Source organism: Mesorhizobium sp. M8A.F.Ca.ET.207.01.1.1, assembly GCF_004794715.1.
In the GTDB taxonomy this organism is placed as follows: Bacteria; Pseudomonadota; Alphaproteobacteria; order Rhizobiales; family Rhizobiaceae; genus Mesorhizobium.
The window spans coordinates 1-13,207 of the sequence record NZ_SRUS01000026.1; the positions used below are offsets into that span (position 1 = coordinate 1).

A 13,207-nucleotide genomic window follows, 5' to 3' on the forward strand; every position below is an offset into this window, starting at 1 on the left:
CGGCCAGAACCTTCGACGCACTCTGCCAGGCTCTCGGCGATATCTGCCACCTGTTCGAGCCAGCTGAATGCAGAAACTTCTTCAAGGCTGCCGGATATGAGGCTAATTAATCGCGACACGCTTTAGCTTTCTACATTCTGTGTCCGACGCTGGACAAGAATGTTGCAATCCCGACCAGTAAGTCAGCACAGGCGCCACCTGTTGCCCAGCAAAACGGCAAGGATTATCGAAAGACGAATTCGGCACGGAGCTTGCACCAACGATTGCATGCAAATGCCGACAGCATCTCATGAACGGTCTCTCGATTCTGGCGCGGTTAAATCGCGGCCGGTTCCAGATCATGTCCCGCCCGAAATGGTGAGGGACTTCAACCTGTTTACGTCGCCCGGCATGTTGCCGACGGCTAACGGGGATCCGCATGCCGCGGTTGCTTGCGTTCATGCCGGGCCTCCGATCTTTTATTCAACCAGCAACACGCGCGACGGTCGGGGTACCTGGGTCATCACTCGCGCGAGCGACCAGCGCCGGGTGCTGCAGGACACCGAAACGTTTTCCAGCCATCGCAGCATCTTCGCCTCTGTGCTCGGCGAGAGCTGGCCGATGATCCCGCTTGAGCTCGATCCGCCATTCCACGGTGTTTTTCGCTCACTGCTCAATCCGCTGCTTTCGCCAAAGCGGGTAATGGCATTGGAGCCGGCTGTCCGGGAACGAGCGATCAAGCTGATCGACAGGATCGCCGCATCAGGCACGAGCTGCGACATCATGAAGGATTTTGCAGTTCCGTTCGCGGTCAATATCTTCCTTCGCTTTATTGGGCTTTCGGACGACGGACTAGAAACATTTGTCGGCTGGGCTAGAGATCTGCTCCACGGCGATAAGGAGCAACGACCACCCGCAGCCCGGGCGATCGTGGCCTTCATCGACGAACTTGCCACCGAGCGCCGCAAGGAGCCGGTCGATGATTTCATGACCTTCATCGTGAAGGCAAAGGTCGAGGGTCGTCTGCTCAGTGACGAAGAAGTCCGTGGCATCGGCGTGCTTGTGTTCGTCGCGGGACTCGACACGGTCTCAGCAGCCATATGCTTCGACTTGGCCCATCTCGCGCGCAACCCCAAAGATCAGGAATTGCTACGAAGCGAACCTGACCGGATTGCCGTCGCTGCGGAAGAATTGCTGCGCGCCTATTCGACCATTCAGATGATCCGAGTGGCAACGAAGGATGTCGACTTCAAAGGCGCGCCGATCCGCAAGGGAGATTATGTTTCCTGTGCCACGATGATTGCCAATCGTGACCCGGCGGAATTCGAATGCCCGAATGAGATCGATCTGGCGCGCGAGGACAACCGGCACGCTGCCTTTGGCTATGGTCCCCATCGTTGTCTTGGCTCACACCTTGCCCGGCGGGAGATTGTCATTGGCCTGGAGGAGTGGCTGGCGCGCATCCCAGCCTTTCGGATCAAGACAGGGACTGAACCTATCACCTTCGGCGGCCATGTGTTCGGGATCGAGAATCTGATCCTGGACTGGTCCTGAAGTTTCAGCCAACGACATTGGAGTTCGCTATGCGTGTCGTCGTACATAAAGCCAGATGCCAGGGTCATGCGCGCTGCTGGGCGCGGGCGCCGAGAGTCTTCAAGCTTGATGACGCCGGCTACATCTTGCCCGGTGATATTGATGTTGCCGATGGGGAGCAACTGCTTGCCTCAAAAGGGGTACGAGCCTGCCCCGAACAAGCTCTGGAAGTTGACGAGCCCCCCGCTAACTCAGTTGTAGAGAGAGACACACGCAAAGTGCAGACTGGCATCGGGAAGGACAAAACAATCATACAATTCGCGACAGACCCTGTCGACCACGCGAAAATTACCGAACTGCGTGACCGAGAGGCGATCCGCAACTGCCTGTATCGGTACTGCCGCGGGATAGACCGCGCCGATGAGGCGGCGCTGCGTAGCGCATACTGGCCCGAAGCGTATGACAGGCACGGTCCCTATTGCGGACCGGCAGAGGACTTCATCCAATTTGCTCTCGGTCTGCCGGGGCACCGTAACATCCATCAAATCACGAACAGCCTGATCGACTTCATCAGTTCAGCAGAGGCCGCGGTCGAGAGCTATTTCACCGCGCTGCAACGCGGACCGGATACAGACCAAGAAATACGTCAGACGCTGCTTTGCGGCCGTTACTGCGATCTGTTTCAGAAGAGGCAGGACGAGTGGCGAATTGCGGAACGGACAGTCGTCTACGATTGGGTTGAGGAGCAAATCCCGCCAGCGATTCTTGAGGCAGATAGGTTCGGCCAGCGACAGCCGATTGGAGCACCACATCCAGACGATCCCATCTACCAGTTGCTCAAGGGTCACATCCCCACCGACCAAGATGGCGTCGAGGGTCCCCAACTGGGAGCTGCATAAGTGGGTAGAAATGGAGGATGAGCGCCCTACGGGAACGACATCTGTGTGGGGCCGCAACTGGCGGTCACTGCAACGATTTGGCTCGGCCCTTCATTCCGCCCAAGGTTGATGGGCTGAGATCACAAGCGGTCATCGTGGAGAAGCTCTCGTGAAACTGGCAGCACGCACCGTAATCATCACAGGCGCTGCGGGCGGGATCGGCCGTGCCCTGGTCGATATCCTTGCCGCGGACGGAGACACTGTAGTTGCGGTGGACCTTCCGGGCAGTGGTGTGGTTGAACTGGCTCGGGATCTCGGGTCGCCGCACGTCGGTCTGGAGTGCGATGTGTCGCGAGAGAAGGACATGCTCTCACTTTTCGGCCAGGTCGAAGCACGCTTCGCGCAAATCGATGTCCTCATCAACAATGCGGCGGTTGGACCCACGATGGATAGGATCATCGACACCGCTGTCGATACCTTCCGACGCGGCGTGACAGTGAACCTTATTGGGCCATTCGTTATGGCCAGGGAAGCGGCGCGGCGCATGAAGCCGGGCGGTGCGATCGTCAATGTGGCTTCGATGGCGGGCGTGGTCGGCAATCCCAGGCGCAACGCCTACGCAGCCTCGAAAGCTGGCGTGATCTCGTTGACAAAGTCCCTTGCATGCGAGTGGGCTATGCGAGGAATCCGCGTCACGGCGGTGGCGCCGGGCTCCGTCCGCACCCCAATGGTCACAGAACTGGCACGCGCTGGCAAAATGGACCTCGCGGCGATACGCCGCCGCGTGCCGATGGGGCGCTTGGCTCGCCCCGACGAGATCGCCAGGGTCGTGCGTTTTCTGAGCAGCACGCAGGCGCGCTACATCACCGGCTCGGTGCTGGCAGTCGACGGAGGCTGGATGTCATTCAACCAGCCGGGGGATGCTCACCCGCCGGTGGATGGTGCGCTCCAAGCCGAGCTCTCCTGTCCGGCCGAATGCACAGATGCGCGAATCGTGCTCGTCACCGGTGGCGCAAAAAGCATTGGCGCGGCCGTCGCTCGCCGCTTTGCCGCGAACGGCGACACCGTCGTGATTGCTGATAAAGATGGCACTGCAGCGGCAGAGCTGGCTACATCGCTCCCCGGCAAGCATCTGGCGAAATCGCTGGACGTGGCCGTCGAGAGCGATGTGGTGTCGATGTTCGAAGAACTGAGGGGACGCTTCGGGTATATCGATGTTCTGGTCAATAGTGCTGATACCGCCGACAGGATTGTGCCTGCGATCGAGCAACTGTCGAAACAGCTCGAACACGTCCTGGATGTCAACCTTACCGGCGCCTTCACCTGCGCGCGCGAAGCGATCAAGGCTATGCGCCCGGGCGGCGTGATCCTCAATCTCGGGTCGATCGACAGCTTTCTGCCGTTCGCGCCGCGCCATGCCTACGGCGCCTCCAAGGCGGGGATGGATATGCTGACCCGTTGCATGGCGGCCGAACTCGGGCCGGTCGGAATTCGGACAGCCACCGTCGCTCCTGGCCACATCCGCACGCCCGCACTTGCTCAGTTGGCCAAAGCCGGCCGCATCGACCTGACAGCAATCGGACGACGCATCCCCATGGGCAGGATGGGACGGCCAGAAGACGTCGCAGATGCATCGTTCTTCCTTGCTTCGTCTGACGCCTCATACATCAACGGCTCGATCCTCTACGTGGACGGCGGCTGGACCTCGTTCGGTGATGCGGGAAACGCCAGCGAGCTCTATGACGAATGTTTTGCGGAGGCGGCAGGTTAATTGCCAGGCCTTCGCAGGGCGACCGGCCGAGCATTATGAAGCCTCGGCTCCACGACGCACCTGAGGTGCTTGAGATCCAAGCATGCGCATGCCGAGCACATTCCCGGTCGGCTGACGTGTCTATAACGAGGAGAAATCATGGAATTTGCCACTTTCATTCTGGCCGCCCAGCGTGGCTATCACCAATCCTCAGAAAGCGTCATCCGCAACTCCATCGAACAGGCCGTCGCTTCGGAGCAGGCTGGGTTCAACACCGCGTGGTTTGCTGAGCACCACTTCAACAATTACAGCCTCATACCATCCCCGCTGATGATGGTGGCGCACTGCGCCGGCTTGACAAGCACGATTCGCCTGGGCACTGCCGTCTGCGTGCTGCCGCTTTACCAACCGCAGCGCCTGCTGTCCGAGATCGGCTTCGCCGACATCGTTGCGAACGGCCGTCTCGAGCTCGGCGTAGGCTTGGGATACCAGCAGTTCGAGTTCGAACGGTTCGGCGTGGACATCGATGAGGCGCCGGCCGTCTTTTCGGAATACCTGGACATCATTCTCAAGGGCCTCAACCAAAACGTCTTCGAACACGACGGCCAATATGAGAAGATCCCCCCAACAGCGATTTCGGTCCGCACAGTCCAGCAGCCGACGCCGCCTATCTGGATCGCTGGCGGAGCCGCACGGATGGCTCGGGCCTACCGCGAGGGGCACAATTTTTTTGTCACAGCCTTCCACGACGGCTTAGAGACTTTGACCACACTGCGTGAATCAGTCGAGAGGGCGGCGGCATCCGAGGAAAAGAACGTCACCGACGTCAAGATATCGCTGCTGCGCTGCTGCTATGCCAGCCACGACGAGTTGGAGATCAACAGCTATCTCGACAATGCCCGCTTCCAGCGCCGGCTTTCTGAAGCCCTGCATCAGCGCCGCCAACAGAGCCACGATGGCTACCTGCTGCAGGAGACACCGACCCAGCAGGATCTGTCCTTCGAGACCATGCGCAAAAATTTGCCGATTGGCAGCGTAAATCGCGTGATTGATCGCCTGCTGGAAGAGATCGATATCTTGAAACCGGACCAGATCGCAGTTCAGACTCAATTGGGCGACTTCGACCAAAAGACGATGCTGCGCCAGATCGAGCTCTGGGGCGACAAGATCATCCCTGCGGTCAACAAGGCGCTTTGTCATGCCGGAAGCTGAAGCCGGCCGTTACGATGATGGCTGCCTATCCAGCGCGCAATGGCGTGGGTCCGAGCTAGGGAGGAGCTTCGATCAGCATGTGCTGCCCTGCGTACATTCACGTTCGCTTGAGGAGGTCCAGGCGGGCGAGGTGTTGGCGACGGAGGGGACAGGCCTTTCGTCTGTCGAATTGCGTGATGTCTTGGCCGCAACTTTCCCGTCTACCTCCAGCAGCGTATTCGCTTTGGAGGAGTTGAGCGAGCCCGAGCCGGAACTGGAAGAGGAACTGCTACGCCGGCTGCTGCTAGCGCATGCTGCGCCGGCCGACCCGGCGAGCGCCCGCTTGGCCAAGATCATCGCCCGGCGTGCGATGCGCATGGACCATCTTTGGCGGGATCTTGGCCTCTCAAATCGCGCTGAGCTCAGCCGCCTGCTTGCCAGACATTTTCCCGCGCTGGCGGCAGGCAACACAGAAAACATGAAATGGAAAAAGTACTTTTACCGCAAGCTGTGTGAGGCCGAAGGCTTTTCGTCATGCACAGCACCCAGTTGCGGGGAATGCCATGACTTCGAAAGCTGCTTCGGCCCGGAGGAAGTTGAGAGTTGCCTCTCGCCGACCACGAATGTCGGTTAGTCACTTCGCTTGATCGCAGCTGCGGACAAACGCTTATCGCGGCGCCGTCGTATGGAGGAAGGGATGTTCATCGCCTCGCGATATTTGGTGACGGTACGGCGAGCGACATCGATGCCGGTCTCCTTGAGTTGAGCAACGATGTCTTCGTCGGAATGTACCTTGTCGAGCGATTCTTCGGCTATGATTGCCTTGATCCGATGGCGGACAGCTTTGGCGGAGTGCGCATCGCCGCCCTCGCAGGATGCGATTGGCGCAGCGAAAAAATACTTCAGCTCGAACACCCCGCGCGGAGTTAACATGTACCTGTTCGAAGCCACCCGGCTTACCGTCGACTGGTGCATGCCGATCTCGTCAGCGACATTTTTGAGACAGAGAGGCCGCAGATGGGCGGCGCCGTGTGTAAAAAAGGCATCCTGCTGGCGCACGATTTCGGTCGCAACCTTAAGGATCGTCTTAGCGCGCTGCTTGAGACTGCTGATCAGCCAGTTCCCTGTTTCCTGGCAATGGTCGAGAAACGCTTTGCCTTCCGGATTTTGCTTGGTCAGCTGCGAGATTTCGGCGACATAGGTTTGGTTAATCAACACTTTGGGCAGCGTGGCCGGATCAAGCTCCACCCGCCATCCACCTTCGGACGAGGGCATTACCCAGACGTCCGGTACGATGGTTTCCGGCGTCCCGGACTGGAACCGGTCTCCAGGCTTGGGATCGAGCGCGCGGATTTCGTTCCTCATGTCGAGGAGATCCTCCTCGTCGACTCCGCAACGCTGCTTCAATCCCTGAAAATCCCCCCGTGCAAGCATCTCGAGATTGGCGACCAAAGCTGCCATAGCCGGGTCGAACCGGTCTTGCTGGCGCAGCTGAATCTCCAGGCATTCGCTGAGAGTTCGCGCAAAAATGCCCGGCGGATCAAATTGCTGCAAGATTCCGATGACCCGTTCCACATCAGCTTGCCGAACGTTTAACCTACTGGCCAGATCGAAAAGGTTTACCTGAAGATAGCCAGTGTCCTCCAGATGAGCGGCGAGCTGTCCGGCAATCAGCCGCTCCTGGGGGGTGAACGGGGTGAGGGCGACCTGGCGGGCGACATGGTCGTGCAATGTTTCGGTGTGGGCGGTAAACTCCTCGACGGCAGGTCGATCGTTGCCGCTACTGCGTTGCGACTTCCATTGCCCGCGCCCGCCAGACGGCCCGCCAATGGGCGATTCGCCGATTTCGCTTCTGCTTTGACTGCTCCGCTGATCCACCCCTGGCAGCGGCGAATCGTCGTCAAACGGGTCAGGCTTCAAAACGGGGTTCTTCTCGAGTGCCTGCTGCACGAGCTGATGGAGTTCAGTATGCGTCAATCGCAGCAAGCGAATAGCTTCAATGGCTTGAGGCGATAAGACCATACGTTGCTTCTGGCGTTGAAGCAGGCTTGCTGAGAGATGCATGTTGAACCGTGATCTGCCGAGGAGGCTCTAGTGTGTGCTTGGGTTGTGTGAGACTTTCCACTTCTGGGTCATGCCGCCGCCTTCAATTTGTCGAGAACGTTTTGCGGGGATGAAACGCCATAGGGGTCCGTCTCGCAGTTGTCACAGAAGCCTTCCTCCTCGAACCACTGCTCCACCACGCCATCGTCGATCAGAGCGGCGTATCGCCAGGAGCGCATGCCAAAGCCCAGATTGTCCTTCGCGACCAGCATGCCCATTTTGCGCGTGAACTCGCCCGACCCGTCTGGGATCAGCTCGATCTTCTGCAGCCCCAAGGACTTTCCCCACGCATTCATGACGAAAGCATCGTTGACCGAGACGCAGTAGATCGCGTCAATTCGCAGTTCCAGAAATTGATCATAGAGTTTTTCGAAATCGGGCAGTTGGAAGGTCGAGCAGGTCGGGGTGAAGGCGCCAGGCAGCGAGAACAGGATGATGCGCTTGCCCCCGAAATAATCGTCGGAGGTCTTGTTCTCCCACCGATAAGGATTTGGCCCCCCGATCGACTCATCGCGAACACGCGTGCGAAAGGTCACGAGAGGAACGTTCTTTCTATAGGTCATTGATTTGCTTCCAGGCCAAAGTGGTACGGTGCATTTTTCGGTTAAACTGAAGCGGCATCGACTTCGGTCGACAGTTCCGGCAGCCTCGCGCCTTGGCGTGGTTGCCTCGGACCGGTCTTGTGCAAGACCGCCCCCGAGCAGGCACGTTCAACGGCGACGAGCTTCCGCGGAGACGGGGAATTTTGCTCGCGTGCTTTATCGAGCTTTGAGAGGTAGGCATGGTCTGCAACCGTGATTTTGACTGCGTTCTATCGACCGAGTCGCAAGCGCCATGCCAATTGACCCGATGCCTTGGGTTCACTTCGGTTTTTGCAGCAACTTTCGTGTTGTGCAGTAATGCCGGTCGATATTATTGCTCAAGCAGCACTGGAAATTGGGTGCGACTCCGTTCGGCAAACCCGGCCTTTGTCCGAAGCCGGACACGAATGTCGGAAATAGCCAAACGCCAGGATCTGGGGCGGGTTAAGAAACGTTACCGTGGGCACCGGCTTCAGCACAATTGCGCCACGCGAGCATGGCTCCCAGCGTCAATGCCGTGCAGCAGCGAGACGAAGTCACTGCAGAATATCAACCTCTGCGAAGTCGTTGAAACCCAGCATGTGCGAGCCGTTCGAGGCGCAGATCAAGGCATGCTCGAGGAAGAGCTCGTGCTCTCGGCAGCAAGTGTTGCGACGTCTGACAAGGATCGTCGCGCTTCAAGGAAAAGAACCTGAATGGTGCACGGCTTGTGAAGGCCGGCGCATGGAAATGGCTGGGCTGATCATCCTCCATGAGGGTTGAATGAAGAGCTGGCCCCTATCTCCCTCAGCTGCAACGGGGGGAGATAGGGCATGTCCGTCTATCGCGCTGGGTAACATTCCTCGGTGATGCAATAAGGGGGAGCAATTTCTCATTTCGGCAGACACGACCCAGCTCTCCTTTCATGCGCTGATTCCCCCAGGGGAAATCGCGACTCCAGGCTTCCTATGCAGCGAATCGCGGTGCTGTCCGATGTCCGACAATGTCGGATGCGGATCGTAGCTGGGCTAGATCCGTCACTTTGCCTCGATGGTTTCCCACTGGCCTTATATCTGCTTCGCCCAAATGCGGCGACATAACCTGTGCGGCATCTGTGAATGGATCGACTTCAATCCAGACCTCGGAGGTCCCGATGCGCGAAGGGAGCTTGCCGATATGACGGCCACCATAGCGAACCACGGTCCGGACGACGAGGGGACTTGGATCGGCGGGCCTGCGGCGCTGGGACACCACCGCCTGGCAATCATCGATATCCAGGGCGGCCGCCAGCCGAGGATGCTCCAGGAGGATGGCCGACCTGACTTGGTGCTCGTCTACTCGGGTGAGACTTACAACTACCGCGAGCTGCGTCAACAGCTGGCCGGCCTAGTCCATCGCATGAACACGAGCAGTGACACCGAGGTGGTGCTGCACCGCCCCCGCGAGTAGGGCTCTTCGGCGGGTACACTTTTTTCACGAAATCCGTGAATGTTTCTCGCGACATCATCCCGCAATCGGTGGTGCAGCGGGTGAAGAGCCCGTATCCGGCTATCCAGAATGCCGCCTACGACAAGATACTACGTACGCGATTCACTGTGATGCTGGACGACCTAGTGCCGGCAGCGGCACCGCTGTTGTCCGTCGACAGGTCCCGCGCTTGCTCGGTGCGACCAACAACCTTAAGCGCTAGGGCGTAACCTGACCCTGCAAGATCTCCTCACCGACTATAAGGTGCGCCTCACGATCTGAGACGATGGGACAGGATGGCTAAGGAGGTGCGCCGTCTTGCATGCCCCGCCAGCGAGGCGAACCCTCTTGGCTACGCGCGCCACCAGCGACGCTCCATATCGTCAGGCCTGCGTCTCATGCTCAGATGAGCCGGTATTTGGCTCTCTCATCAGCAAACCGAGAGAGCCCATGCCAAGACGGAAGCAAGCAAGACGAACGAGCGTCAGAGATATCCTGCGCCTGACCCATAAACAGGGCAGTCCGGTGGGCCAGGTGGCAGAGCAACTGAGGTTCGGCAAGACTTCGGCTTCCACCTATCTGCGGGCGCTGGAGACGGGCTGTCGTGCAGGCCCTGCATGCGGCTTTGAGGACGATGCGATGTTGAAACACCGTCTGTTGGGCCGAATCGGCCGTCGGCCACACGTTGGGTCGTCATCAGGTTCTCGACAGCTTCCCGGTGTCAAATCCAAACCGTGGTCGGCGATCCCCACCAGGGTGGGAAGGCAGCGCTGATATAGCCGAACGTCGATCAAGTCACGATCAACGATTGCCTCATGTCACATGCCCTGCGGGACTGAAAAACGGAGAAGAACATGTGCGATGCAAAACTGAAGACCGTGCTTTCGCTTTTTTCGCCGGTGGCCAGCAAATTAGATGCTCTCTCGTCCAACGGACCAGCGACGGATGCAAATTGCGTTAAGCTAAATACGAACGAGAACCCGTTTCCGTTGCCGAAGAGCGTAATGCAAAGTGCAATTGCTGCGATCGAACACCAGTATCTTTATCCGGAAGACGACAATCTCAGCTTAAGGGCAGCTGCCTCCGATGCTTACGGATTTTCCAAAGATCAGGTGATTGCCGGCAACGGTTCGTCGGAGCTGCTCGGACTCATCTACAGAGCTTTCCTCGCCCCAGGAGATAGAGTGGCAATGCTGTCGCCCGGATTTTCGTTCAACCGTAAACTTGCCATGTTGCAGGGTGCCGAGTTTCTCGAAATCGCATCGAGCGAAGCTCATCCCCTGCCGATAGAAAAACTGCTGTCCGGCCCTGCAAAAGACGCGAAGTTCATTCTGTTGGCTAATCCGAACAATCCGACCGGAACATTCGTGCCGGTGGCCGAAATCGAACGCCTTGTGGAGCAAGCAGATCGCTTGATCGTCTTGGATGAGGCCTACGTTGACTTCGCACCCGACCATGCCCTGCGCCTCGTCAATAGACATCCGAATCTTTTGATCTTGAGGACTTTTTCAAAGAGCTATGCTGCTGCTGGCGTGCGAGTCGGCTTCGGTTTCGGTCACCCAGAAATCATTGGCAGGCTGCGCAACATCCAGAATGTCTTCAACATGAACGTGATCGGGCAGGCGGTCGGGAAAAGCATTCTTGCGCATCGCCACGCCTACGAAGAGAACCACAGGCACATCAAGCATGAACGACAGCGAGTGACCCTGGCGCTGTTGCAACTTGGCTTTTCCGTAACACCCTCCCACGCAAACTTTTTGCTGGCCCGTGTGCCAGCGGGACAGGAGGGCTCATGCTGGCAAGCCGCGTTGAAAGAGCAGGCGATCCTCATCGCCAGCTTTCCTGACGTAGATTTGAAGAACTGTATTCGCGTCAGCATTGGCACCACAGAGCAGATGGACAAATTCCTTGCTGCCGCCAAACGCGTCTGTATGAGCTTTAAGAAGAATCGCGGTGTGCTCAAGCATGAAGTCAATTCACATTAAGCATCAAGTAATGATATGTCTGAGCTATGATGGTTAGCGAATAAATATAGGTAATTTGGAGAACAATTAATTGAAGAAAATTTCCGCTTCGGGCCTGACCTTCGGCATCTTCGATCATCTGGACGAAAACGGCGATGACATCGCACAGCAATATGCAGATCGGCTGAGCCTAGCAGAAGCGTGCGATGGCTTTGGCTTTTATGCGTATCATCTCGCCGAGCACCACTGTACCCCGCATGGCAGAGGTCCATCACCGAATATGTTCTTAGCGAGCGTCGCCCAGCGAACCCGCAGTCTTCGTGTTGGTCCCATGGTAATGCTACTTGCGCTCTATCATCCGCTGCGTGCCTTCGAGGAGATCTGCATGCTTGATCAGTTGAGCGGCGGCAGGCTTGAACTCGGCATAGGGCGCGGCTCTGCTCCCACTGAATTGGGATACTTCGGGGTTGCTGTAGAAGCAGCACCAGAACAGTATGCGGAGGCCAGTGAGATTCTCATCAATGCGATGAAAGGCGGGACGCTTTCTTATCAGGGCCGCCACTTTGAGTTGAAAGATGTTCCGCTGACGTTGAGACCTCACCAATATCCCCATCCGCCGACATGGATCGCCACCAATCGACCCGAGCCGGCTAGCTGGGCCGCTGCGAATGGGGCAAACATCGCCTGCGTCGGACCCTCCACTTCTGTTCGCAGCGTTACCGACGCGTTCCGCGCCGCCCGAATTCACGATGCTGACATTGGCCAGCAAGCGCCATTTCTTGGATTGCTCCGAATGGTGGTGATAGGGCCTTCTGAAACAGATGCGTATTTGCTCGCAGCACCTGCCTATGAACGATGGCTCAATAGCTTCAAATTTCTATACGAACTAAATGCCATTTCCACTCCACCAAACTTGCCTTTGAACTTCGATGCAGCAATTGAAAGTGAATTGTGCGTCGTGGGAACGGCAGATTCTGTCCGAAAAGCTCTCCTTGATCAGCTGGAAGAGGCAGGTGCTAATTATCTTCTGTGTCAACTGGCATTTGGAGATTTGCCGCTGGATGCCTCACTATACACCGCATCGGCCATTCGATCCGAAATCATGGCTCGAGTTGCCGCATCGTGAATCCGTCGTGTGATTGGAGGAGCAGCGGCAGCGCTGCTCCTCATTGCGAAACGGTTGTGGGGGCCGGACTCCTGTGTCAGGTGTAAACCATTGGAGCACGTCCTATCTGATCCAGGTCATATCCTGCGGCTTTGAAGTAGTTGGCACATTCGGCTGGGGTGAAGAGGTCGACGACCGCGCCGAGGCGTCCTGACCTTGCCCCTCTGATCTAATCCGGTTTGAAGTTCGTTCTGGCCCATCCAGAGGACCAGGACATGAAACGCAGCCGCTTCTCTGAAGAGCAGATCATCGGAATTTTGAAGAAACACGAGGCCGGGGTATCGGTTGGCGATCTGTGCCGCAAGCACGGGGTCAGCGACGCCTCGATCTACAATTGGAAGGCCCGCTTCGGCGGATGGATGTCACCGAGGCTCGGCGACCTGAAGGCGCTGGAGGACGAGAACACGCGCCTGAAGCGGCTTTTGGCCGACGCCATGCTCGACAATGCCGCGTTGAAGGACCTTGTGGGAAAGAAATGGTGACGCCCGCCGCCAAGCGGAAAGCTGTCGCTCGCCTGAAGGAAGGCTTCGGGATGAGCGAACGGCGGGCGTGTAAAGCCATCGGCTGTTGCCGCATGACGGTTCGCTACCAGACCAGCAGGCCGGACGACCGGGAGG

10 protein-coding genes and 3 pseudogenes are annotated in these 13,207 nt (G+C 57.9%); 11 read left to right on the forward strand and 2 right to left on the reverse strand.

Annotated features, from left to right (window positions below):
• The 7 genes and pseudogenes from EN850_RS37545 to EN850_RS33025 all read left to right on the forward strand — a co-directional run.
• Window positions 1–110, forward strand: a pseudogene (locus EN850_RS37545) (IS630 family transposase); the annotation flags it as partial.
• 244 nt (window positions 111–354) lie between these two features.
• Window positions 355–1,533 carry a cytochrome P450 gene (locus EN850_RS33005; protein ID WP_024505246.1) on the forward strand — a complete coding sequence of 393 codons (1,179 nt, stop codon included), beginning with the start codon at window positions 355–357 and terminating at the stop codon, window positions 1,531–1,533.
• A 29-nt stretch (window positions 1,534–1,562) separates the two neighbouring features.
• Window positions 1,563–1,685, forward strand: a pseudogene (locus tag EN850_RS37550) (ferredoxin); the annotation flags it as partial.
• Between the two features lie 138 nt (window positions 1,686–1,823).
• A complete protein-coding gene (locus EN850_RS33010) occupies window positions 1,824–2,411 on the forward strand; it encodes a nuclear transport factor 2 family protein (RefSeq protein ID WP_245463580.1) in 588 nt (195 codons plus the stop codon).
• A 148-nt stretch (window positions 2,412–2,559) separates the two neighbouring features.
• Window positions 2,560–4,161, forward strand: a complete 1,602-nt coding sequence (locus EN850_RS33015; RefSeq protein WP_063169384.1) for an SDR family oxidoreductase — start codon at window positions 2,560–2,562, stop codon at window positions 4,159–4,161.
• A 138-nt stretch (window positions 4,162–4,299) separates the two neighbouring features.
• A complete protein-coding gene (locus EN850_RS33020) occupies window positions 4,300–5,352 on the forward strand; it encodes an LLM class flavin-dependent oxidoreductase (RefSeq protein ID WP_024505249.1) in 1,053 nt (350 codons plus the stop codon).
• On the forward strand, window positions 5,339–5,965 hold the full coding sequence (locus tag EN850_RS33025; protein WP_024505250.1) for a nitrogen fixation protein NifQ: 627 nt from the start codon (window positions 5,339–5,341) through the stop codon (window positions 5,963–5,965). The genes EN850_RS33020 and EN850_RS33025 overlap by 14 nt, the downstream gene beginning before the upstream one ends.
• Here the strand turns inward: EN850_RS33025 and rpoN are convergent.
• Window positions 5,962–7,395 (reverse strand): RNA polymerase factor sigma-54, encoded by a 1,434-nt coding sequence (gene rpoN, locus EN850_RS33030; RefSeq protein WP_127318057.1) that lies wholly within the window; start codon window positions 7,393–7,395, stop codon window positions 5,962–5,964. The two genes, EN850_RS33025 and rpoN, sit on opposite strands and share 4 nt — an antisense overlap.
• A gap of 68 nt (window positions 7,396–7,463) precedes the next feature.
• Window positions 7,464–7,997: a peroxiredoxin gene (locus EN850_RS33035; protein ID WP_024505252.1), complete on the reverse strand. Its 534-nt coding sequence runs from the start codon at window positions 7,995–7,997 to the stop codon at window positions 7,464–7,466.
• Window positions 7,998–9,170: 1,173 nt separating this feature from the next.
• On the opposite strand from EN850_RS33035, the gene EN850_RS33040 reads away from it, so the two are divergent.
• From EN850_RS33040 to EN850_RS33055, 4 genes and pseudogenes are all read left to right on the forward strand, one after another.
• On the forward strand, window positions 9,171–9,443 hold the full coding sequence (locus EN850_RS33040) for a hypothetical protein (protein WP_206523012.1): 273 nt from the start codon (window positions 9,171–9,173) through the stop codon (window positions 9,441–9,443).
• A gap of 872 nt (window positions 9,444–10,315) precedes the next feature.
• Window positions 10,316–11,446: a histidinol-phosphate transaminase gene (hisC, locus tag EN850_RS33045; protein WP_127318055.1), complete on the forward strand. Its 1,131-nt coding sequence runs from the start codon at window positions 10,316–10,318 to the stop codon at window positions 11,444–11,446.
• Window positions 11,447–11,516: 70 nt separating this feature from the next.
• Window positions 11,517–12,551, forward strand: coding sequence for an LLM class flavin-dependent oxidoreductase (locus EN850_RS33050; RefSeq protein ID WP_127408329.1), 1,035 nt, complete (start codon window positions 11,517–11,519; stop codon window positions 12,549–12,551).
• 254 nt (window positions 12,552–12,805) lie between these two features.
• Window positions 12,806–13,207: pseudogene (locus tag EN850_RS33055) on the forward strand (transposase); the annotation flags it as partial.

Bases quoted from the DNA above. Each gene is read 5' to 3' on its own strand.
- EN850_RS33005 (WP_024505246.1), top strand. From the start codon at position 355: ATGGTGAGGGACTTCAACCTGTTTACGTCGCCCGGCATGTTGCCGACG.
- EN850_RS33020 (WP_024505249.1), top strand. From the start codon at position 4,300: ATGGAATTTGCCACTTTCATTCTGGCCGCCCAGCGTGGCTATCACCAA.
- EN850_RS33025 (WP_024505250.1), top strand. From the start codon at position 5,339: ATGCCGGAAGCTGAAGCCGGCCGTTACGATGATGGCTGCCTATCCAGC.
- rpoN (WP_127318057.1), bottom strand. From the start codon at position 7,395: ATGCATCTCTCAGCAAGCCTGCTTCAACGCCAGAAGCAACGTATGGTC.
- EN850_RS33035 (WP_024505252.1), bottom strand. From the start codon at position 7,997: ATGACCTATAGAAAGAACGTTCCTCTCGTGACCTTTCGCACGCGTGTT.
- EN850_RS33040 (WP_206523012.1), top strand. From the start codon at position 9,171: ATGACGGCCACCATAGCGAACCACGGTCCGGACGACGAGGGGACTTGG.
- hisC (WP_127318055.1), top strand. From the start codon at position 10,316: ATGTGCGATGCAAAACTGAAGACCGTGCTTTCGCTTTTTTCGCCGGTG.